A 22,161-nucleotide genomic window follows, 5' to 3' on the forward strand; every position below is an offset into this window, starting at 1 on the left:
ATTAATTTTTCTTTTCAACCAATGTTTGAAGCCGGTTCAGATTTTGTTCTAACATTCTGCCAATAATTTTATCACTCATTAAAGAACCAAATCGCTCCCAGGGATACCATTTAAAAAATTGTTCATATTGCCATTGCACAACAGCAGATGCTCCATTAGATGCAGGTATGATTTGCATGGTTGAAATTAAGAGATGATTTTTTGCACTTCGCCAAACAGAAACAACAGAATCGGGCACAACTTTTTCGATCTGCACTGTTCTATTTCCAATTTCTGCTTCAGTTTGTGAAAGCACATGTACCGATGTATCCTGCATACCCGAAATCCATTTTTGCCAACCTTGCATATTTTGCAAGTAAGGTCTTACACTATCTACTGGTGCATGAATGGTAATGGCTCTTGAAACAATAATACGTGCAGGAAACAATAGTGCTATTACCTGTACCAATATTGCTAAAAAAAGAATGCTGAAAAAAGCTTGTTTTACTAATCGCATAATGCAGTTATTCCCATTTAAAGGTTTTAATGGCTACATAGTAAATTAAAATACCCCAAATTGCTAAAATGCCAATCTCTTTCCACACACTGATTAATGATGCGCCCTCGAAAGAAATTGACCGCATGGCATTGTTGAATTGCGTTAAGGGTAATGCATTACAAAAAGGTTGCATCCATACCGGAAAATTATCAATCGAGAAAAAGGTGCCGGCTAATAAAAATTGAGGTAATGTAAAAATGTTGGCAAAAGGAGGAATGGTGCTTTCGTTTTTGGCTACACCACTTACAATAAAACCAAAACCCATGAATACGATTAAAGCCAAAAAACTCAGAAGCATGATGTTGATGAAGGTTACAATTCCATGCACTAACGTAAAATGAAAAAATACTTTTCCAATTACAATGATAACCACTGCAGTAATTAACTGAAATATAATTCTGCCCAAGGCTTCACCTAAAATAATATAAGATCGTTTAATGGGTGTAGCAAAAAAACGCTTCAATACCAACTGTTGCCTCAAGTTAAAAAACAAAAAAGCAACCCCAAATACGCCGGAACTTAATAAAGAAAAACCCAATTGGCCCGGTAGTATAAAATCGATGGTACGGTAAATTCTGCCCGGAATTTTTTCAATCGTATTATTAATGGTAGCAATACTAGGTGTATTGGGATACATTTTTTGATTGATGCCCGTTATAATCGATTGAATAATTTGCTTTAAGATGGATATATTCTGAGGATTTACCGATTCGGAGCTTTTTAACTGGATGATATAAGGAATGGCCGGATTATTAGAATGTTCAATTTTTATAATAGCCGTAATGCGCCCTTTTTCCAAGTCTTCTTTCAATTGTTCATCCGCTTTGTCTTTAAACTTTAAGTTGCTGATGTTTTTCAATGCAGGATAAATGAAATTGGCCGTATCAGAAGTTTTGTCCATAACCACATTCAGCGAAACACCACCGCCATTTCCTAAAAAACCAAAAACCAAAATAAAAACTAATGGAAATCCAATGCTGAACGCTACGGCTGAAGGGCTACGCAAGGTAGCTCTTAAACTGGCCTTAGTAATTGCCAACATGGCAGTTATTTGATTATATTTTTTCTGCATATCAATTTTAATTGTGTAGCAAAGCTATTTGTTTATTTATCTTCTGCAGGCAACTGAGCATTATTAAAAAATCATTAAAAAAAATTATAGCAAATATTTTAAATTCAATCCGTTTGTATTTCCTTTTCTGTTGTAAAATGGCTTTAAGCCTGCCCCTTCAACAATTAATGCAATCTATCCACACCATTCATGCAGACTATACATTCTATTTTCAACAATATATTGAATATTACGTCAAGGCAAAATAAATACTGACAGGAGCATTATTGACCAAATTGTTGTATTTTAAATGCCTATTCTAACAAATAATACAACTTATGTTTGAACAAATCTTGCAATTGGTTCAGCAACATGCACAGGATGCTGTTGTGAACAATCCGGCCGTTCCCAACGAAAACAATGAAGCAGTAATGCAGGAGGCCGGCCATTCCATTACCAATGGATTGCAAAATCTGTTATCTGGCTGTGGATTGAATACGCTTTTTCAAGGCGGCAATGTATCAACCAACAATCCTGCCATTCAGAACATTTCAAGCAATTTTATTAGCAGTATTACGCAAAAATTTGGCATATCAAGTGAAGCTGCATCCGGTATTGCCGCCAGTGTAATACCCAATGTATTGAATAGCATCCAAAATATGGGAAATGGTTCGGGCGATATTCAGAATATATTGAGTAGCCTTACATCGGGCAATACTAATTTTTGGGGTATAGCTAACTCTATTGGAAGCAAATTGGGGCTTGATAAAGATGTGGATGTAGATTTTGATGACTTAAAAAAATTGTTTTAAATATCAGCCCCTAATTTACAATCATATGATTCAGTTTTACGGTTAAGTTATTTTTATTATAAAACATTATAAAACAATTGCAATGAAATATTTATTGAACGCAGCAAAAATTTTTCTTTTTTTACTCCTTATCCTTGTACAAAAAAGCCATGCACAAGCTTTACCTACCCGTTGGGATGAATTAACTGCAAGTGATTGGAACAATGTACTTCAACAATCAAACTACACTTGTATTCTACCCATTGGCATCTTAGAAAAACATGGCCCGCATGTACCCATTGGGTCTGATTTAATACGGGTAAGGGAATATGCAGCCCGCGCCACAAAAAAAGAATATGCTGTTGTTTTTCCGGATTATTTCTATGGCCAAATTAATGAAGCCCGGCATCAGCCCGGTGTTTTTGCCCTCAAAGAACGCGTAGTATGGGATTTATTAGAAGCAACCTGTGATGAAATTGCGCGTAACGGATTTAAAAAAATCATTATTATTAATGGTCATGGCGGCAATCCGGAATTGATACGTTATTTCATCCAAACAAGATTAGAGCAACCGCATAACTATGCAGTTTATTTTTTTGAGCCCCATAGTGATAGTGCATATCTACAACAATTGAAAACATTGCACCAATCTCCGCTTAGTACAGATATGCATGCCGGAGAAAATGAAACTTCAGAATTGTTGTATCTAAGACCAGATTTAGTTAAAATGGATAGCGCTAAAAATGAATCGGGTAAAAATTTAAACAGATGGCATATTCCTAATGTGTATACGGCCATTTGGTGGTATGCCGATTTTCCGAATCATTATGCCGGCGAGGGTGATAAAGCCACAGCGGCATTGGGTGAGCTATTAGTAAATCATGTTGTGGATCAATTGGCAAATGCCATTAAAGCTATTAAAGCAGATACCACTACATTACCTTTGCAGGAGGAATTTTATAAACGGGTAAGAAAGTGAATCCGCCCATTCATTTTATCAATTAATTAATCATTATTTGTCTAACGCAGGTTTTTGAGTTGATTCTGCTACTATCCATCCTGTAGCATACATCCATTTGGTCATTTTATATAACTTATTATAATCTATTCTATTTGGCTCATCTTTCGGCGTATGATAATCTGGATGCAGTAAAGTAGTAAAAAATATTGCAGGTATACCTTCTTGTGCATAAGGCAAATGATCACTTCTAAAATACCAGTTTTCCGGATGTGTAGGTGCGTCCCAAGAAAAATCTACCTTAAAATGAGTATACTTATCATTTGCTTGCATGGCTATATCGACCAATGCAGTTGAATTTTTGTGTGGTTTTAACGTCCCTAATAAGGCTGCAGAATCAGGTGCATTTCTGCCAATCATATCACCATTTAATACTGCAACAATATCATTTTTGGGAACAGTGGAATGTTTGGCATACCAGCGTGAGCCCAATAAACCTCTCTCCTCGGCTCCATGCCAAACAAATAAAGCAGATCGCTTCCCGGGCTTTTCATGCCAGGCTCTGGCAATAGCCAACATGGCAACAGTTACAGAGGCATTATCATCTGCTCCGTTCCAAATAGAATCATTATCAACAGGATTGCCTACCCCATCATGATCATGATGGCTGCTGAACAAAACATATTGTTGATTTAAAACAGGATCTGTTCCCTTTATCTTCCCAATTACATTTACTGAAGGATAAGTAAAATGTTCGGCAATAAAATGAATGTTGACTTTTGCATTCGCTACCAATAATTCATGTGCTTTAGTTGGGGAAATCAAAATAATTTGAAATGGTTTACGATCGGTATTGGCTTGTTGCATTCCCTCAATCTGGTATTGCCCTGTTTGGTAAGCATGACTGATAAAAGGCAATAAAGACATTACGGTGCTATCAGCTACCACAAGTAACCCTGAAGCCCCATTTCTTTGCATAATTGATCCGGCATTACGCAAAGCCAATAACGTATATCTAAACGCCCACAAACTCATTCCCTTAGCAGGTAGCGGATTAGGTGCTACTATTTGCATAGCCACCATTTTATCTTTGATAGATTGTACCGTATCGGCATAAGTGTTAAGCCAAACAATATTGCCGGATAAATGTATATCTGCCACTACTGTTGGCCAATAATCTTTCCATAATGTTAGTGGTACTCCGTTTAAAACAAACCGGCTCTCATCGGCTATTCTTGCACGCAATAAATTAAAAAATTGAAAATAAGTGCCATTATCACCTCCGGGTGCCAAACCTGCTTCCTGTGCCTTTTGTGCTACCCACGCTGCAGCTTCCAATTCATCCAATGTTCCTGCCCTTCTACCCCTGAAAGCATCAGCTGCAAGTGAGTACAAATTATTTTGTAAATCTTCAATACGAATAGCATTAAAGGCAGGTGGAAGCAGCAGGTTATTTGTTTTTTGCTGAGAGAAAGCTATTAAACTAACCAATACAAAAGAACAAAAGATGGTAATTTTTTTCATAGCAGTATTACTATTTTAATAAAAAAGATTTACTGTATAATGATACTTGATAACAGCAAATTGATGAACCATTTTAAATATTGCGCAGTGTTGCTTTTGTAAATTCATTCACAACATTACCGGTATTCAATGTACCTGCAGGTTCAAACAACATTATATGCACCTCCGCCTCTGCAACAGGCCTGTGTTCAACACCACGAGGTACAATAATAAATTCCCCTTCTTTCACATCAATTTTTTTATCGGCAAACTCCATTACAAAAGCTCCTTTTATTACATAAAATAGTTCATCCTCATCATCATGGTGATGCCAGATAAATGCACCTTTAAATTTTACTAATTTTACGTCCTGGCCATTTAAGTGGCCCACAACAGCAGGATTCCAATAGGTATCTATACAAGATAGCTTTTCAGCAACATTCACAGATTGTGGCATCATATTGTTTGAAATTATGTTTCCATCAAAGATACAGAAACCAAGTTGTATGATTTTGAATTGTTGCTCAGTCAATCCATTCTATCTACAAAACGCAATTACCGAAAACACAGCAAAAGAATAAAAAAATAATTTTCCCATATACAATTGTTGTAGTATTGCTGCCAATTATTCGGATTTTCAAAAAATTCTGAATAACAAAGTCATCATGGCAACTACAACTGCATATATTTTATTGGGAAGTAATTTGGGTAACAGAACGGCATACCTGCAAGCTGCCATCAATGAAATTGAGAAGCAATGCGGACCAATTATTATAACTTCATCTATTTATGAAACAGAAGCCTGGGGAGTAGAACAACAGCCGCCCTATTTAAATCAGGTAATTGCCATTACAACCACTTTATTGCCTGAACAGTTAATGCAAACCTTGCTTGAAATTGAGTTGAAATTAGGCAGAAAAAGAACAAAACGTTTTGCAGAACGAACCATTGATTTAGATATTTTACTCATTAATAACCTCATCTTTCAAACACCGCTCTTAACTGTTCCGCACCCTGCCATGCAACAACGCAAATTTGTTTTATTGCCCTTGCAGGAAATAGCACCGCAAATTATTCATCCAATAACTCAACTTAGCATTACCCAAATGTTACAAGCTTGTACAGATAAATTGCGTGTAGAAAAATTTGAAAATCACGCTTAATTTTACCCATCAAACCATCGCTACTGCTCAATGAAATACCATTATATTACAGTTGAAGGAAATATAGGTGCAGGCAAAACCACGCTTACCCATTTACTGGCTAAGCACTACAATGCCAGAATTATTTTAGAAGCATTTGCAGACAATCCATTCCTTGAAAAATTTTATGCCGACCCTTCAAAATTTGCATTTCCGTTAGAATTGTTTTTCATGGCTGAAAGGTTTAAACAATTAAAAACCATGCTGCATACACATGATTTATTTAGCAGTATTACCATTTCAGATTATTTGTTTTCAAAATGTTTGTTATTTGCAAAAGTGAATTTACCGGATGAAGAATTCAGATTATATCAAAAGTTATTCGATATTATGCAGCAACAAATTGCTTTTCCTGATTTGTTGATATACTTACATGCCCCAGTAAACAAACTACAGCAAAACATCAAAAAAAGACAACGCAGTTACGAACAAAATATTCCCGATAGTTACTTATTCAATTTACAGGAAACCTATACGCAGTACATTAAACAACATAATATTAAAACCTTGTTTATTGACGTTTCAAACGCGGATTTCTTAGGTAATTCTGCACATTTACAAGTTATAATAGATGCCTTAGACCGGGAATATGATGCCGGACAACACTTTTTTTCTCTGCCCTGATGTTTACATGTTATTGTATGTTATTTTCGTAGGAATGATCATTTAATTGTTGCAATGAATGGATGAGCCTAACCAACTACACGATGCATTTGCATCGATGCGTATCCCGGAATTTAGAAGTTTAATGATTGGGCGTTTTGCTTTTATCATGGGTTTACGCATGATGGCTACTTTGCTGGGCTGGTGGATATATGAATTAACGAATGCACCCATTGCCATTGGTTTAATTGGTTTGTCTGAAGTAATTCCTGCAGTATCATTGGCATTGTATGCCGGACATATAATTGACATAAGTGAAAAAAGAAAATTACTACTTACCTGTATTGGTTTATACATGCTTGCAGCAATATTATTAACCATACTTTCCACCCATTTCACAGCTATACACTTAAAAAATACCATCATTGCCGGCTGCATATACTGTATTGTATTTGGCACCGGCATTATCCGTTCATTTACCGGCCCTACTTTTAGTGCTTTGCTGGGGCATATTGTTCCTAAAAAAATTATTGCCAATGCCACTACCTGGAGTCAGGGAACATGGCTTTCGGCTTCTGTAACCGGACACGCTTCCGCAGGATTTTTAATTGCTAGTTTCGGCAATACGGGTACGTTAATAACCGTAATTGTTTTAGTGAGTATTGCGCTGGTGGTTTTGTTTTTTCTTAAACCAAAACCTCCTTTAAATGAACGCGGCGAAAAAAAAACCTGGGAAAGTGTAAAAGAAGGCCTGTATTTTGTTTACAGAACCAAAGAACTGCTGAGCGCTATTACCCTCGATTTATTTGCCGTTTTTTTTGGTGGCGCAGTTGCCATGATACCGGTTTATGCCAGAGATATTTTGAAAGTGGGACCTGAAGGATTTGGATTTTTAAACGGCGCATCCGACTTAGGTTCTATTTGCATCGTAATATGGCTCACTTTATTCCCGCTTAGAAAACAACAGGGTAAAAAATTATTGATTGCCGTAGGAATGTTTGGTCTATGCATTATTGTGTTCGCAATTTCTAAAGTATTCTGGATATCATTTGTAGTTCTATTAATTTCAGGAATTGTAGATGGGGTTAGTGTAGTGGTAAGAGGAACTATTATGCAATTAAAAACACCCGATCATATGCGTGGAAGGGTATTAAGTGTTAGTTCTATGTTTGTAAACTCCAGCAATGAATTGGGACAATTTGAAAGTGGAATGGCAGCTAAACTTATGGGCGTAGTGCCTTCAGTTGTTTTTGGTGGATGTATGACCTTATTGGTTGTAGGTGTTACCTGGATTAAATCGCCGGTATTAAGAAAAATGGAATATTAAATGGGTAACCAAAACGTTTACCAAAAATAGCATTGAATTTAAGTATTACAGTTTCTCATTCGTCAGTTTTTCAAGTACATAAAATACAGCCGGACAAAATTCTGAATTTTTCAAAGTAATGTTCACTCTTTTTAACAATACATCTTCATCCGTATAGGGAAACCGGGCACAATCTGATGGCCGGATTTCATAAATAGAACAGGCATTATTTTCAACTAAAAACGGACAAGGTGTTTGCTTTACAACATAATCCCCTTCCACATCCAACGTAAGATATGTGTCTATAAACAAACTTTCTTTCATTTTAAGATGCTTACTAATTCGTTTGATATCCGGAGTTTTAAAACGGGGGGAATAATTTTTACAACATTGTGCACACGACGAACAGTCAATATGCCGAAATGCCTCCTCATGCAAAGCAGGTAATTTTTTCAATACTTTATTGCGTTGTACACGTTGCAACCAATTTTTGTATTTTTTTTGATTGGCTGCGCTTTGTTTGTGCCAGTTATCTAAAAAAACTTCACCACTCATACTATAATATAAATTAATTTTTAATACAAAATATTTGTCGATTTCAACAATATATTAAGGCTTTGTTATTACTTATTATGCAAGTTATGACCTTACTTTGCAATAATATTCAATCTTTTCAATAGCATGGACAGTTTAAGGGAGCAATGGCTGATTTTAATTTCAACACCTGTCTATATCATCATCATTGGTATAGAATTGATGTTATCGCACCTGCAACATAAAAAAGTATATACATTTAAAGATACCGTAACCAATGTGTATTTAATGCTGTTGAATGGCGGAATTGATTTGGTACTCAGGCTTATTTATATCGGTATTTGGCAGTATTTTTTTCTGCATGCATTTTTTAAATGGCAAGAACATGGATTAACCTATTGGCTGATGTTACTGCTGGCAGAAGATTTTCTATATTATTGGCTGCATCGGTTCGACCATGAAATACGGTTTTTCTGGGCTACTCACGTAACACACCATAGTTCGCCGTTAATGAATTTTACGGTTGGCTTTCGTTCATCCGTTTTTCAACCACTGTATCGTTTTATTTACTTCATTCCTTTAGCCATGGCAGGCTTTCATCCGGTTGATATTCTGTTCATATATTCTGCTACACAGATATGGGGCATTTTTGTGCATACGGAACTTATTGGCAAAATGGGTTGGTTAGAATATTTTATGGTTACCCCATCCCACCACAGAGTACACCATGGATCGAATCCAAAATACTTAGATAAAAACATGGGAATGTTCCTGATTATATGGGATAAACTATTCAATACTTTTCAGGAAGAATTGCCTACCGATGAATACCAGCCCATACATTACGGATTAACCAAGAATCTCGAAAAACCCGATGCTTTCACCATTATTTTTCATGAATGGATTCAAATTGCCAAAGATGTTCTTCAAAAAAATATTTCCTTTAAACAAAGAATGGGCTATTTATTTGGCCCTCCGGGGTGGAGCCATGATGGCAGCCGACAAACCAGCAAAGATATACAGATATTAGAATCACAGCAATCAGGTGATCCAGCCAATTCTATTCAATCTGGGGAATCCGACCAATTACAGATGCAAACCATTTAAAATAACCATTCTTATTTCTTTCCTTACACCTGTTCCAATATTAAACAATACTATTGCTTTGAATCATACAAAGTGCACAAAAAAATAATCTGTCCATCTACTTCATACACACACTATGCACAGTTTCAACAAACGCTTTCTTTTGCTCTGATTTCCGCTTAACTTTGCAAATCTTTTAACGTGGTCAACCTAATATATTATGAATTTATTTCAATTACAAGATGCTGAATTTTTGTATCGTCATATTGGCCCTAATCCTGCCAATACCGAAAAAATGTTAAACACTATTGGGGTAGACAGTATTGAAACGCTGATGAATCAGACCATTCCTGCCTCTATCCGTTTAAAAAAACCGCTTCAATTGCCGGATGCGATGAGTGAACAGGCTTTATTAAACCAGTTACAACAAATTGCACAGCAAAATAAGCTATACAAAACCTATATTGGTCAGGGATATTATAATACCATTACCCCTTCTGTTATACTCAGAAATATATTCGAAAATCCGGGTTGGTATACCCAGTATACGCCTTATCAGGCAGAAATATCGCAGGGACGATTGGAAAGCTTGCTGAATTTTCAAACCATGGTTACAGATTTAACTGGTTTAGAAATAGCCAATGCATCGTTATTAGATGAAGCTACAGCAGCAGCAGAAGCCATGACTATGCTATACCATCAGGCCAATAAAACAGAACAGGTAAGCAGAAATAAATTTTTTGTGGACGATGCCATTTTTGTGCAAACCAAAGATGTTTTAATGACAAGGGCCAATCCTTTGGAAATTGAATTGGTATTTGGAAATTTTGCAACCGCTTTATTAGACGATACTTTTTTTGGTGCTATTGTACAATATCCTGCTGCCAATGGTACTATTAACGATTATCGCGGATTTATTGCCAATGTGCATGCTGTAGGTGCTTATGCAGTAATAGCTACCGATTTGTTAGCTTTAACTTTATTAACACCTCCCGGTGAATTGGGAGCAGATGTGGCCGTTGGTTCTGCACAACGTTTTGGAGTACCATTGGGGTATGGCGGCCCACACGCAGCATTTTTTGCTACCAAGGATGAATTTAAACGCAATATGCCTGGCCGGTTAATTGGTGTAAGTGTTGATGCACAGGGAAACCGGGCACTTAGAATGGCCCTGCAAACCAGAGAGCAACATATTAAAAGAGAAAAAGCAACCAGTAATATTTGTACAGCGCAGGCACTTTTGGCCAACATGGCCGCCATGTATGCGGTATATCATGGTCCTAAAGGTTTAAAAAATATTGCCAAACGCATTCATTTATTAACAGTAGCCCTGAAAAATACACTGGAAGCCCTGAATTATACCATTGAAAAGCAGCACTTTTTTGATACCATTCAGCTAAAAGCAAATGCAAAGTTGATTCAGTCTATTGCTGAACAACACCATATTAATCTGTTTTATAGCAATGAAAATACAGTTAGCATTGCCTTAGATGAAACAACAACCCGTGAAGATGTGGTGAATATTGCTATGATTTTTGCTGCTGCTCAGGACAAAGACAGTGCAGCTGTTGTTTTTGAAACCGCATTCAATGAACAGCACCAAATTCCGGAATTTGCACAGCGCCATTCTGCCTACTTAACACATCCTGTATTTAATACACATCATAGTGAAACACAAATGATGCGGTATATTAAACAATTGGAACAGAAAGATTTATCGCTCAATATCAGCATGATATCTTTAGGAAGTTGCACCATGAAATTAAATGCAGCTGCTGAAATGATGCCAGTTAGCTGGCCGGCATTTAGCCAGTTACACCCATTTGTTCCCACAAATCAGGCAGCAGGCTACCATCAGGTGATAAAAGAATTGAAAAAATATTTATGTGTTATTACTGGTTTTGCCGATTGCAGTTTGCAACCCAATAGCGGTGCACAAGGCGAGTATGCTGGCTTATTAACCATTCGAAAATTTCATGAAGCAAATAATAATAGTCATCGCAATGTAGTGCTGATACCCATTTCAGCACATGGCACCAACCCTGCCAGTGCAGTAATGGCCGGAATGAAAGTAGTTGTAGTGAAAGGAACAGCAGAAGGACATATTGATGTAAATGATTTGAAGGAAAAAGCAGAAATGCATCAACAAGAATTGGCAGGTTTAATGGTTACCTACCCTTCTACCCATGGTGTTTTTGAAGAAAGCATTAAAGAAATCTGTGCCATTATTCACGAAAATGGCGGTTTGGTTTATATGGATGGTGCCAACATGAACGCACAGGTGGGTTTAACTTCTCCTGCAGAAATTGGTGCCGATGTTTGTCATTTAAACCTACATAAAACCTTTGCAATTCCGCATGGTGGCGGCGGACCGGGTGTTGGACCTATTTGTGTAACAGCCCAACTGGCACCTTTTTTACCGGGTCATACCATTTACAGCAACAACAATAATCATGGCTCAGGCGCTGTTAGTGCTGCACCGGTTGGCTCTGCCTCTATTTTACTGATTAGCTATGCTTATATCAAAATGTTAGGTGCACATGGCGTTAAAATGGCTACCGAATATGCCATTTTAAATGCCAATTACATGAAGGCCCGATTAGAACCCTATTTTAAAATTTTATATACTGGTACCAATGGTTTTGCAGCACATGAATTTATTGTTGATTTAAGACCATATAAACAAACCGCAGGTATAGAAGCAGAAGATGTGGCCAAACGTTTAATGGATTATGGCTTTCATGCCCCCACCATGAGTTTTCCGGTACCGGGCACCATTATGATTGAACCCACTGAAAGTGAAGATAAGGCGGAATTAGATCGTTTCTGCGATGCATTAATTGCTATTCACGATGAAATTAAAGCCATTGAATCCGGCGAGTTAGATGCAGTGGATAATCCTTTAAAAAATGCACCTCATACACAATTAATGGTTGCTGCCGATACCTGGAACCATAGTTATAGCAGGCAACAGGCAGCATTTCCTTTGTTTTATGTTACGCAAAATAAATTCTGGCCATCGGTTGCCAGAATCAATAACACGTATGGCGACAGAAATTTAATTTGTACCTGCGATCCCATTGAGAGTTACATGGAGAAGTAATCTTAGAGGTACATTCCTAAAAAAATTGTTGAGGCATTAAATTAAATTACCTCAACAGTTTTTTTGCGATGAACAGGATTAATGTCCGCCTCTCTCACCTCTGTTATTGTTCCAGCCGCCGCCACCTCTGGATGGTGCCGGTGCTGAACGTTGTACTGGTGGCGGCCGGTTGATTTGGAAATTTTGAAACCTCGTTTGTCCTCTTTGCTGCATTGCCTGCTGCCGATCTAAATTTCTAATAATTTCCTGATAATTGTTATTAACGGGTGCCCATTGCCGTTGGGGGATTCTTTGTTCCCATTTGCCTTGCTGGTTTCTATACACATTTCCCTGTCTGTCAGATAAAATATTATTTTCTCCTGCTACATTATTGGGCATATTGGGTTGAACATGTACCCCTCTTATATTTCTATCATTACCATAATTGTTATTTCGAATATTAGCTCTATCGTAATTGTAACGATCGTTTCTGACATTCACATTGCTGTTATTATATACCATTCTGTTGTTGGTAATTACATCATGCCGGTAATTGTAAATATTGTTGGTTACAAAACGATTGTTGTTAACAATTATAGGTCTTCTGGCAAAACCACCTCCACCTACATTTCTTCCATAAAAACCATAATTGCGTGGCGACCAGCAATAAGGTGGATGATAAATTCTTGGGCCCCACCAGCCGCCGGCCCATTCATTCCAGATACTGGTACCAAAGCCAATATTAAACCAGCCAAAACTATAATTAAAGCCCATACCCCATCCGTACCAGGGATTATACATCATATTAAAACCCCATGTATATGGCTTGGGGTAATAATAGTTACCCCACCAGGGCCTGTAATAATAACCGGTACCATACACAACTGTAGGCCCATACACAAATGTGTTTAAATAACCCGGGGTATAGCCCATATACACCCAATCGGGAGTAACATCATAGATATACACATATTTTAAATTGTATACCGGATAACTGGGCGGAATAATATCAATTTCAGCAGGACGTTCAGTGGCAACAGACCAGGGGCCGTTGGGTGAAGGTGCTACAAACCAAACGCCACTTTCCACAGTATAATACTGGTTACCATATCTCACAACAGAAGAGGCAGTATTAACAGCGTACTGCATATGGGTACCTTCAATGGGTTTAAATTGTGGATCACCATCATAAGTTACTTCAGTTGCAGCTTTATTTCTGTCTACTTTCGCTGTTTGGGGTATCTGTGCATCTATAATCGCCTCTTTGGCGGCATAGGTTCCGGGCACACTGGCTAAAACATTATCTTTCGGTGAACCTTCAGGAATTTTAGTAAAATCATTAGGAATATTATTTGCTTCAATGTTTTGCCAGTTTCCGTTTAAATTATTGGAAGTATACCATCTTCCAGAAATTAAAATATAATATTGCTGTGTATGAGTATCCAGAAAAATATCATTGCTGCTATTGGCTGCGTACAATAAAGCAGTATTATCAATCGGCACCATATTCGCCTGGCCATTGGTTTGAATTAATTCGGCAGGTTGGGTACTTACAATGATATCGGAATAGCCGGTATATACATTATCATCACTTTTTTCTGCATTACTACTATAGCCTGCTTGTGCATCATTGGCTGCATCTACATCACTGGCAATTTTAGATAAGTTTGCCGGAGGATTATTTGCCGGAGAGAATGGCCCCGTTGCAGTTGGGGCACGATACCAATGTTTGGCACCATATAAATAAAACTGTCCATCGGTATTCCTTACAATGGTATAAGGGGTATTAACAACGGCATCTAATCCCCAATTCGGATTTTTTTTCATTTTAGGCTCACCATCTACTAACACCAATATAGAAGGTCGGTTAGCATAAATAATATGAGGCGGATTATTATCAAAATTTTGCGCCAACTTATGCTTTTCTATATTATTATCTAACTGGGTTAATAACTGATCCATAGGCAATGTAATTCCTGCCTGTGGCAATTGTGTTTCTAAAGTTGTTTTTAAGTAGGCAATACGATTTACGTCACTATCGCTGCTTAATTTTAAATTGGGCACCCGTGTATATACAAAATGCACCAATCGAGTATCTCTATCGGTTGAAATGGTTGCTACAGACCAAAAAGTTCCAAACAAAGGATCTTGACTATCTGAATTTTGTACAGATACTACTGCACGAAATTTCAAAATATCACCGGATAAAGACTCAGGTTCTGGCTGATAAACTTTAATGATTGATCCATCATTGGCAGTAATCACTTTTGGCCATTCTGTATTATCCTGCGCCATTACTGCCGAATGTAATATCAAAAAAGCAACAAAAAGTAAAGGGCTAAAAAATAGGCGTAATTTTTTCATACACTCAAATTTTAAAAAAGTAAAATTAGTTACATAATGCTGCGACAATATTACATAGACTTTAAAAAAGGCAGAACTATTAAACTATCCGGCAAAAAAATAAGATAAAATACAATAGTTTAACGTTTCTTTCTAATTCAATTCTTCAAGCTATCTAAGCAAGATTCCTGCCAAATAAAAAAGCAGACCCAACAAGATCTGCTTTTTAAAATTTCTATATAAATATTATCGGTAAATCCAGTTAAATTCATATTCTAATGGCGCTTTTATAGCAGTGCGCTCTGCCACTTTTCTAAATCGGGCAGGTAAATTCATTAAATAATCACGGGCTTTTTCAGCCTTATCGGTTAAACCCGTCATGTATTCAATACCCCATTCTTTTACAAGGGTTTCAACAATATCAGTATAATCTTTAGAAGTGTAAACACCTAACCGTTGTGCGGCATCACTGAAATGAGAAAATGTTGCACCAATTTTTTCGCCCTGTTGTCGTAAAAAATGTGCAGGCATTACAATTTTTTTACGCATCATATCTTCAAATGCTAACATCATTTCACTGGTATCTATTTCAAATATTTTTTCAATAAAACTTTTATATGCTTTTGCATGCCGGGCTTCATCGCCTGCTATAACACCACAAATTTTAGACAAGCGGTTATTACCATATTTCTTGGCCATTGTTGCAGTTCTTCTGTGCGAAATTTGTGTAGCCGTTTCCTGAAATGAGGTATATACAAAATTCAAATAAGGATCATTAGCAACGCCAATATCCATTCCATCTGCAATAAGATATTGCGTACTGATTTGCATTTGACGCATATCTACCCTGCCAGATAAATAAATAAACATATTCAGCAAATCGCCGTGCCGGTTTTCTTCTGCCGACCACATTCTGACCCACCGGCTCCAGCCGTGCGGTTCCTGATTTGCAATACCATCTACCTGCATTAACCACCCTTCATAGGTGGGCAATGCTTCTTCTGTAATAATATCACCTACCAATACCGCTAAATAATCGTACGGTAATTCTTTACACTCCTTCTGTATTTCTTTGATTTCATCAATAAAATCGGGATGATTACTTTGGGGCAAAAAATCGCCGGGCTGCCAATTTTCGTCAATTGGTTTTAAATAAGTCTCAATAATGTCATCCATTTCTTTTGACAAATGCAACATTACTTCTTTCCGGGAAGCTTTTTTAATCTCTAACAAGGTTACAATTATAATTAAGTTAACAAATAAGCACAAAGTTAAGCTACATTTATGCTCTTCAATCACACAACTTGGTTAATTTTATTTTCTGTTCAACAAAATAATGATTAAATGCTTTTTACATCAACAGTAAATGGTAGGTGCAATGCATTATTTTACTTCAAAAAACCAACACTACTACACTTATGAAATATAATTGGATTAAAATCTTAATGGCATCTTTTTTAGTCTTGCTGATTACCCTTATTCTCCACACTGTTTTTCAAAAACCCTGGCCTGCACAAAAAGCAAAAGCATTATTGCCATTACCCGACTCGGCTATTGTACACATGAGCCGGGCAGTTCAAATACCTACTATATCGCCGGAAGATACCCTGCATATCGACACCTTGCATTTCACCCAATTCAATCAATTTCTAACCAATGCTTACCCGCTCATTCATCAGCAACTGAAAAGAACCGTAGTAAATGGCTATAGTTATGTGTACCAATGGGATGGAACCGACAAAACACTAGCACCCATTATATTAATGGGCCATTATGATGTGGTACCGGTTGAACAAGCCTCGGTTACCATGTGGCAGCATCCACCATTTAGTGGCGTAGTGGCAGACAGTGCTATTTGGGGTCGCGGATCGGTAGATGATAAATCGGGTGTCGTTTCTATTTTAGAAACCGTAGAACAGTTATTAAAAGAAGGCTATCAACCTAAACGAACAGTTTTACTCTGCTTTGGACACAATGAAGAATCTACCGGAACCGGTGCAATAGCTATTGTAGATACTTTGCAAAAAAGAGGTATACGTGCAGATCTGGTTATTGATGAGGGTGGCGAAATCAGTACTGAAAAAATAAAAGATATACCTCGTCCCATTGCGTTTATTGGTGTGGCAGAAAAAGGATATGCTACTTTTCAATTAAAAGTAAGTATTCCTGGCGGGCATTCTTCCAAACCCGCCAGAGAAACAGCAATCGATGTATTATCAAGGGCTTTATACAAATTGCGCAGCACACAAATGCCTGCAACCATTACCGAACCGGTTGCTACGTTTTTAGACAGGGCAGGCGCTTCTTCTACCAATTTTTTCAATAAAGTACTACTCACCAATCAATGGTTATTTGCATGGGCAGATAAAAGAGTACTATCTGCCAGCCCTGAAAGCAATGCCATGATCAGAACAACGATTGTACCCACTATTCTGGAAAGTGGTGTAAGAGAAAATGTAATACCGACCATTGCAACTGCTATTGTAAATTCCAGAATTCTTTCGGGAGAAACAACCCATGATGTAATTCAATTTATGAAAAATACCATTCAGGATGAAAGGGTACACATTACTGTTACAGGCGATTTTAATACAGAACCTTCTGCTGCTACTGATACACATGGCCCTGCATTTTTAGCTGTACAACAGGCTATTACAGATGTGGTAGATGATGTAATACCTGTTCCATTTATTATGATAGGTGCTACAGATAGCAGAAGTTATCGAAAAATAAGTAATGGTGTGGTTAATTTTTCTGCATTGATGGATAGTAAAGGTTTTCACGGATTGAATGAACGGTTGCCCATTGCCGATTACAGAAGATATTACAATTTCTACAGAACGGTTATTGAAACCAGTGCAGGATTGGTTCATTGATTATAATGGGAGTTTTATGAAAAAAAATTTAAATAAATAATAACTGCTTTCAGTTTTATATGTTATATTAAAAAAGCTTTGTTATTTTCACCGATTAATTCTACAGCAATGATGATAGAACTTGGAAAATACAATACCCTTACCGTTAGCAGAAAAGTGGACTTTGGTTTTTATATGGATGATGGTGGAGAAGGTATTTTATTACCGAAGCGCTTTGCACCACCGGAACTAAAAATTGGAGACAGTTTAAAAGTATTTGTTTACCACGATTCAGACAACAGACTCATTGCCACCACCCAGGATCCAAAAGGAATTGTTGGCGATATTGTTTTATTAAAATGTGTAAGTGCAACAGGCGCCGGAGCTTTTTTAGATTGGGGTTTAATGAAAGATTTATTTGTTGCAAAATCGCAACAAATAATGGGAATGCGAACTGGTGATACTTATTTGGTTAAAATTTATATTGACCAGCAGAGTAATAGAATTGCAGCATCTGAAAAAATAGACCATTTTTTAAGTAATGAGATATTAACTGTTTCAGAAAAAGAAATGGTGCAACTAATGGCTTATCGCAAAACAGATCTTGGATATAGCATGATCATCAATCAGCAACACGTTGGCTTGCTGCATGATAATGAAGTGTTTAAAGATTTGGTGATTGGTAAAATATATGAAGGCTATATCAAAAACATATTACCCGATAATAAAATTGATGTGGCATTAGGCAAACCCGGATTTCAAAAAGTTGCCGACGAAAGTGAACACATTCTGCATTTGCTTCAACAAAACAAAGGCTTCTTACCGTACCACGATAAATCAGCACCTGAAGAAATTTATAAGGTATTTGGAATGAGTAAAAAAACTTTTAAAATGGTAGTAGGCACATTATACAAAAAAAAGAAAATTACCTTAACCGAAAATGGCATTGAATTAATTGGTTAACCTTATCCAAATACCTACTTACAAAAAAGCCCCACATTGCAGTGAGGCTTTTTTAGTACCCAAAAAAATATCATTTATTTTTTAACATTCACCGTAATGGCAGCAGATAATTTACTTCCATAAGAACGATGAATACCATCTGCAAACTGTAAAGCCAAACGGTGTTTACCAGGTGCTAACTGAATGGTGGTTTCTTTTTGTGCATTCCCAAAATGCAAATGCAGACTATCTTTTGGAACCACTACACCTATTGGAATAGAATCTCCACTATCAATTAACAAATGATGGTGCCCTGAATTGGCAACCACATGGCCTGATGAATCTACACTAATACCTTCAGCACCCATTTCAATTTTAAGTGGTGAAGTTACCGATTGTCCATCTTTTAAATTTTTAAAAAACACTTTTGCTCCTGCAGGGATAGCAGGCACAGGAGGTATGGCTTCTTCCATTTTAGCAGCAGTATCTGTTGCTTTTGCAGCCATTGAATCTTTAGAAGCGGCCGATTCTGAGCCGGAATTACAGGCAGTAAAAACAATCATTGCTGCCGCCGAAACAAATAAAAACTTACGCATATGTATTATTTTTTAAGTTGGTAAATGCATAATTTAGCATGATATGCTTTGTTTGAAGTGAATAAAGTTAGCAAGTATCACGGATAAGTACTTATAATTTTCATTAAAAAACAATTAGACTTGTTTTCCACTTTAACAGTTCTGCACCTTTTTTAAACCATTATGCGTTACTTTTGTTTCTTTTCTGTAACAAATCAATTCATGAATATGACAGCAACAAAAGCTTATGCCGCACAGGCAGCAACAACCCCTTTAACACCTTTTCAGTTAGAAAGAAGAACACCCGGCCCACATGATGTACAAATTGAAATATTGTATTGTGGTGTTTGCCACTCCGATATTCATCAGGTACGAAATGAATGGGGTAACTCAATTTACCCCATGGTACCCGGACACGAAATTGTAGGTAGAATTACGCATGTAGGCAATCATGTTAAAAACTTTAAAGTTGGTGATTTAGCCGGTGTAGGATGTTTTGTAGACTCCTGCCGTACCTGCCAAAATTGCTTAGATGGATTAGAACAATATTGCGATACAGGTATGATTGGCACTTACAATTCACTGGACAAAGAAGGTAAACCTACTTATGGCGGCTATTCTACTCAAATTGTTGTAGATGAACAATACACTTTAAAAATACCTGCCAATTTACCATTAGTAGGTGTAGCACCACTATTATGCGCCGGTATTACCACCTATTCACCTTTACGCTATGTTGGCGTTAAAAAAGGCGACAAAGTAGCCGTTTTAGGCTTAGGTGGACTTGGACACATGGCTGTAAAATTTGCTGTTGCTTTCGGAGCTGAAGTAACCATGCTCAGTTCATCACCCTCAAAAAAAGCAGATGCTGAACGTTTGGGTGCACACCATTTTGCATTAACATCCGACAAAGCAACCATGCAGCAATTAGAAAACACCTTCGATTTTATTTTAAATACCGTTTCTGCTCCGCATGACTACAATACTTACCTGCCACTTTTAAGAACAAATGGAACTATGATTGTAGTGGGCGTTCCCCCTACTCCATCTCAAGTACCTGCTTTTAACTTAATTGCCAAAAGAAGAAGTATCATTGGTTCATTAATTGGTGGTATTAAAGAAACGCAGGAAATGCTAGACTTTTGTGGTGAACACAATATTGTATCAGATGTTGAAGTAATTAATATTGATTATGTAAATGAAGCATATGAAAGAGTGTTAAAGAGCGATGTACGCTATCGTTTTGTAATTGATATTGCTTCCTTAAAAAAATAAGTAAAGCTCAACCAAACAAAAGCCTGTTGCCAAAAGCAAACAGGCTTTTTTATTTTATAAAAATATTGCAATACAATGATTGCAGAAAGCAATGAATTGAACAAAAGCAATACGAAATTTTACCCGTTCAAAGTACCCATCATACTCTCCGGATACCTTGTACCAGCTGCTGCATTTTTAGGAAACACAGCATCAATTGCCGCCAAGTCATCTTTAGTAAGCTGCACCGCTAAAGCACCAATGTTTTCATCCAAATACTTTATTTTTTTGGTACCGGGAATGGGAAAAATATAATCGCCTTGTGCCATCACCCAAGCTAGTGCCAATTGAGCAGGTGTACAATTTTTCTGTTTTGCCAATTCTGCAATTTTTTCAACCAATTGCAAGTTTCTGGTAAAATTTTCTCCCTGAAAACGCGGTGAAAATCTACGATAATCATCCAGCGCAAAATCTTCAAACTTTTTAAACTGCCCTGTTAAAAATCCTCTGCCTAAGGGGCTGTATGGTACAAATGCAATACCCATTGAGCTGCATGCAGCTAACATACCTTCCTCAGGTTCTCTTGACCATAATGAATATTCACTCTGAACGGCAGTAATAGGATGAACGGCATGGGCTTTATGTAAAGTTTCAACAGATACTTCACTTAAACCAATACCCCTAATTTTACCTTCTTTTACCAATTCGGCCATGGCACCAACCGTATCTTCAATAGGCGTTTTCGGATCGCGACGGTGTAAATAATACAAATCAATTACATCGGTATTTAATCTCTTTAAGCTGGCTTCACAGGCTTGTTTTACGTACGCAGGTGTACCGTTTAATGCTCGTGTTTGGTGATCGGCACCACTACGTACAATACCAAATTTTGTTGCCAGTGTTACCGCAGAACGATGACCTTTTAGTGCTTTTCCAACCAAAATTTCATTGGTGTACGGACCGTACATATCGGCGGTATCCCAAAAATTGACACCAATTTCCAATGCATGATGCAACACTTTTATGTTTTCGTTGTCATCTGCCCGGCCATAAAATTCACTCATACCCATACATCCCAAACCCAATTCAGATGCCAGAATTCCCTGGCTGCCTAATTTTTTTTGTTTCATAAATGAATATTTAAAATGAATAATTCAATTTCATCCCTCAAAATCGGCTCAGCCTATTTAACCAAGATTCAATTTCATTTTATGAATTTGTTGCTTAGAGCCTAAAATAATTAATTTCATACCGTCTGAAATAACAGTATTTTCCGGCGGATTGATCAAAAACCTTCCATTTTTTTGTTTGATACCAATACAATTCACACCTGTTTTTTGCCAATCCATAATTTGTTGTAAAGTGCTATTACGAATGGCTGCAGGTAATTGCTCATACCCTACCGATTCTATATTCATACTTTCATCTTCATGGCCCGTTAAATAATCAATAAATGCAACTACATCGGGTTTTGATACAATGGTAGCCATGTGTTAACCACCAATTTTATTGGGCATAATTACATTTTTGGCACCAGC

General features: G+C 37.1%; 20 protein-coding genes. 10 read left to right on the top strand and 10 right to left on the bottom strand.

Going from position 1 to position 22,161, the window contains the following annotated elements; all coding sequences use genetic code 11:
- Position 1 precedes the first annotated feature (1 nt).
- Positions 2-496 carry an SRPBCC family protein gene (locus EO766_RS01230; protein WP_218331048.1) on the bottom strand — a complete coding sequence of 165 codons (495 nt, stop codon included), beginning with the start codon at positions 494-496 and terminating at the stop codon, positions 2-4.
- Positions 497-503: 7 nt separating this feature from the next.
- Entirely contained in the window at positions 504-1,610 is a 1,107-nt protein-coding gene (locus EO766_RS01235; RefSeq protein ID WP_218331047.1) for an ABC transporter permease, read from the bottom strand.
- A 317-nt stretch (positions 1,611-1,927) separates the two neighbouring features.
- Here EO766_RS01235 and EO766_RS01240 point away from each other — a divergent pair, with 317 nt between their 5' ends.
- Together EO766_RS01240 and EO766_RS01245 are read left to right on the top strand one after the other, a co-directional pair.
- The gene (locus EO766_RS01240) at positions 1,928-2,401 is read left to right on the top strand and encodes a hypothetical protein (RefSeq protein WP_218331046.1); all 474 of its coding nucleotides are present in this window, start codon (positions 1,928-1,930) and stop codon (positions 2,399-2,401) included.
- Between the two features lie 82 nt (positions 2,402-2,483).
- Positions 2,484-3,359, top strand: coding sequence for a creatininase family protein (locus EO766_RS01245; protein WP_218331045.1), 876 nt, complete (start codon positions 2,484-2,486; stop codon positions 3,357-3,359).
- 33 nt (positions 3,360-3,392) lie between these two features.
- On the opposite strand, the gene EO766_RS01250 is transcribed toward EO766_RS01245, so the two are convergent.
- Positions 3,393-4,862: a M28 family metallopeptidase gene (locus EO766_RS01250; RefSeq protein WP_218331044.1), complete on the bottom strand. Its 1,470-nt coding sequence runs from the start codon at positions 4,860-4,862 to the stop codon at positions 3,393-3,395.
- Between the two features lie 73 nt (positions 4,863-4,935).
- Positions 4,936-5,301 (bottom strand): cupin domain-containing protein, encoded by a 366-nt coding sequence (locus EO766_RS01255; RefSeq protein ID WP_218331043.1) that lies wholly within the window; start codon positions 5,299-5,301, stop codon positions 4,936-4,938.
- Between the two features lie 205 nt (positions 5,302-5,506).
- On the opposite strand from EO766_RS01255, the gene folK reads away from it, so the two are divergent.
- The 3 genes from folK to EO766_RS01270 are packed head-to-tail and all read left to right on the top strand — an operon-like array spanning position 5,507 to position 7,973.
- The gene (folK, locus tag EO766_RS01260) at positions 5,507-6,004 is read left to right on the top strand and encodes a 2-amino-4-hydroxy-6-hydroxymethyldihydropteridine diphosphokinase (RefSeq protein WP_218331042.1); all 498 of its coding nucleotides are present in this window, start codon (positions 5,507-5,509) and stop codon (positions 6,002-6,004) included.
- A 30-nt stretch (positions 6,005-6,034) separates the two neighbouring features.
- Positions 6,035-6,667, top strand: a complete 633-nt coding sequence (locus EO766_RS01265) for a deoxynucleoside kinase (RefSeq protein ID WP_218331041.1) — start codon at positions 6,035-6,037, stop codon at positions 6,665-6,667.
- A 58-nt stretch (positions 6,668-6,725) separates the two neighbouring features.
- The gene (locus tag EO766_RS01270) at positions 6,726-7,973 is read left to right on the top strand and encodes an MFS transporter (protein ID WP_218331040.1); all 1,248 of its coding nucleotides are present in this window, start codon (positions 6,726-6,728) and stop codon (positions 7,971-7,973) included.
- A 45-nt stretch (positions 7,974-8,018) separates the two neighbouring features.
- On the opposite strand, the gene EO766_RS01275 is transcribed toward EO766_RS01270, so the two are convergent.
- A complete protein-coding gene (locus EO766_RS01275) occupies positions 8,019-8,507 on the bottom strand; it encodes a YkgJ family cysteine cluster protein (RefSeq protein ID WP_218331039.1) in 489 nt (162 codons plus the stop codon).
- Positions 8,508-8,633: 126 nt separating this feature from the next.
- Here EO766_RS01275 and EO766_RS01280 point away from each other — a divergent pair, with 126 nt between their 5' ends.
- Together EO766_RS01280 and gcvP are read left to right on the top strand one after the other, a co-directional pair.
- Positions 8,634-9,593, top strand: a complete 960-nt coding sequence (locus EO766_RS01280) for a sterol desaturase family protein (protein WP_287100627.1) — start codon at positions 8,634-8,636, stop codon at positions 9,591-9,593.
- A gap of 199 nt (positions 9,594-9,792) precedes the next feature.
- Positions 9,793-12,675, top strand: a complete 2,883-nt coding sequence (gene gcvP / locus EO766_RS01285; RefSeq protein WP_287100628.1) for an aminomethyl-transferring glycine dehydrogenase — start codon at positions 9,793-9,795, stop codon at positions 12,673-12,675.
- Between the two features lie 78 nt (positions 12,676-12,753).
- Here gcvP and EO766_RS01290 read toward each other — a convergent pair whose 3' ends face one another.
- Together EO766_RS01290 and EO766_RS01295 are read right to left on the bottom strand one after the other, a co-directional pair.
- A complete protein-coding gene (locus tag EO766_RS01290) occupies positions 12,754-15,018 on the bottom strand; it encodes a hypothetical protein (protein ID WP_287100629.1) in 2,265 nt (754 codons plus the stop codon).
- A 225-nt stretch (positions 15,019-15,243) separates the two neighbouring features.
- Positions 15,244-16,230 (bottom strand): acyl-ACP desaturase, encoded by a 987-nt coding sequence (locus tag EO766_RS01295; RefSeq protein ID WP_218331035.1) that lies wholly within the window; start codon positions 16,228-16,230, stop codon positions 15,244-15,246.
- Positions 16,231-16,415: 185 nt separating this feature from the next.
- Here EO766_RS01295 and EO766_RS01300 point away from each other — a divergent pair, with 185 nt between their 5' ends.
- Both EO766_RS01300 and EO766_RS01305 read left to right on the top strand, forming a co-directional pair.
- On the top strand, positions 16,416-17,873 hold the full coding sequence (locus EO766_RS01300) for a M20/M25/M40 family metallo-hydrolase (protein WP_218331034.1): 1,458 nt from the start codon (positions 16,416-16,418) through the stop codon (positions 17,871-17,873).
- A gap of 108 nt (positions 17,874-17,981) precedes the next feature.
- The gene (locus EO766_RS01305) at positions 17,982-18,815 is read left to right on the top strand and encodes a CvfB family protein (RefSeq protein ID WP_228733173.1); all 834 of its coding nucleotides are present in this window, start codon (positions 17,982-17,984) and stop codon (positions 18,813-18,815) included.
- Positions 18,816-18,889: 74 nt separating this feature from the next.
- On the opposite strand, the gene EO766_RS01310 is transcribed toward EO766_RS01305, so the two are convergent.
- Positions 18,890-19,390 carry a DUF4399 domain-containing protein gene (locus EO766_RS01310; RefSeq protein ID WP_218331033.1) on the bottom strand — a complete coding sequence of 167 codons (501 nt, stop codon included), beginning with the start codon at positions 19,388-19,390 and terminating at the stop codon, positions 18,890-18,892.
- 207 nt (positions 19,391-19,597) lie between these two features.
- Between EO766_RS01310 and EO766_RS01315 the strand changes: the two genes are divergently transcribed.
- On the top strand, positions 19,598-20,644 hold the full coding sequence (locus EO766_RS01315; RefSeq protein WP_218331032.1) for an NAD(P)-dependent alcohol dehydrogenase: 1,047 nt from the start codon (positions 19,598-19,600) through the stop codon (positions 20,642-20,644).
- A 119-nt stretch (positions 20,645-20,763) separates the two neighbouring features.
- On the opposite strand, the gene EO766_RS01320 is transcribed toward EO766_RS01315, so the two are convergent.
- Both EO766_RS01320 and EO766_RS01325 read right to left on the bottom strand, forming a co-directional pair.
- Positions 20,764-21,753, bottom strand: a complete 990-nt coding sequence (locus EO766_RS01320; RefSeq protein WP_287100630.1) for an aldo/keto reductase — start codon at positions 21,751-21,753, stop codon at positions 20,764-20,766.
- A gap of 57 nt (positions 21,754-21,810) precedes the next feature.
- Positions 21,811-22,113 carry a cation:proton antiporter regulatory subunit gene (locus EO766_RS01325; protein WP_218331030.1) on the bottom strand — a complete coding sequence of 101 codons (303 nt, stop codon included), beginning with the start codon at positions 22,111-22,113 and terminating at the stop codon, positions 21,811-21,813.
- Positions 22,114-22,161: the final 48 nt, after the last annotated feature.

It is taken from the genome of Hydrotalea sp. AMD (assembly GCF_004100315.1).
In the GTDB taxonomy this organism is placed as follows: domain Bacteria; phylum Bacteroidota; class Bacteroidia; order Chitinophagales; family Chitinophagaceae; genus Hydrotalea; species Hydrotalea flava.

Coding starts and splice junctions, on each gene's coding strand:
- EO766_RS01230 (WP_218331048.1), bottom strand. CDS start 496: ATGCGATTAGTAAAACAAGCTTTTTTCAGCATTCTTTTTTTAGCAATA.
- EO766_RS01235 (WP_218331047.1), bottom strand. CDS start 1,610: ATGCAGAAAAAATATAATCAAATAACTGCCATGTTGGCAATTACTAAG.
- EO766_RS01240 (WP_218331046.1), top strand. CDS start 1,928: ATGTTTGAACAAATCTTGCAATTGGTTCAGCAACATGCACAGGATGCT.
- EO766_RS01245 (WP_218331045.1), top strand. CDS start 2,484: ATGAAATATTTATTGAACGCAGCAAAAATTTTTCTTTTTTTACTCCTT.
- EO766_RS01250 (WP_218331044.1), bottom strand. CDS start 4,862: ATGAAAAAAATTACCATCTTTTGTTCTTTTGTATTGGTTAGTTTAATA.
- EO766_RS01255 (WP_218331043.1), bottom strand. CDS start 5,301: ATGATGCCACAATCTGTGAATGTTGCTGAAAAGCTATCTTGTATAGAT.
- folK (WP_218331042.1), top strand. CDS start 5,507: ATGGCAACTACAACTGCATATATTTTATTGGGAAGTAATTTGGGTAAC.
- EO766_RS01265 (WP_218331041.1), top strand. CDS start 6,035: ATGAAATACCATTATATTACAGTTGAAGGAAATATAGGTGCAGGCAAA.
- EO766_RS01270 (WP_218331040.1), top strand. CDS start 6,726: ATGGATGAGCCTAACCAACTACACGATGCATTTGCATCGATGCGTATC.
- EO766_RS01275 (WP_218331039.1), bottom strand. CDS start 8,507: ATGAGTGGTGAAGTTTTTTTAGATAACTGGCACAAACAAAGCGCAGCC.
- EO766_RS01280 (WP_287100627.1), top strand. CDS start 8,634: ATGGACAGTTTAAGGGAGCAATGGCTGATTTTAATTTCAACACCTGTC.
- gcvP (WP_287100628.1), top strand. CDS start 9,793: ATGAATTTATTTCAATTACAAGATGCTGAATTTTTGTATCGTCATATT.
- EO766_RS01290 (WP_287100629.1), bottom strand. CDS start 15,018: ATGAAAAAATTACGCCTATTTTTTAGCCCTTTACTTTTTGTTGCTTTT.
- EO766_RS01300 (WP_218331034.1), top strand. CDS start 16,416: ATGAAATATAATTGGATTAAAATCTTAATGGCATCTTTTTTAGTCTTG.
- EO766_RS01305 (WP_228733173.1), top strand. CDS start 17,982: ATGATGATAGAACTTGGAAAATACAATACCCTTACCGTTAGCAGAAAA.
- EO766_RS01310 (WP_218331033.1), bottom strand. CDS start 19,390: ATGCGTAAGTTTTTATTTGTTTCGGCGGCAGCAATGATTGTTTTTACT.
- EO766_RS01315 (WP_218331032.1), top strand. CDS start 19,598: ATGACAGCAACAAAAGCTTATGCCGCACAGGCAGCAACAACCCCTTTA.
- EO766_RS01320 (WP_287100630.1), bottom strand. CDS start 21,753: ATGAAACAAAAAAAATTAGGCAGCCAGGGAATTCTGGCATCTGAATTG.
- EO766_RS01325 (WP_218331030.1), bottom strand. CDS start 22,113: ATGGCTACCATTGTATCAAAACCCGATGTAGTTGCATTTATTGATTAT.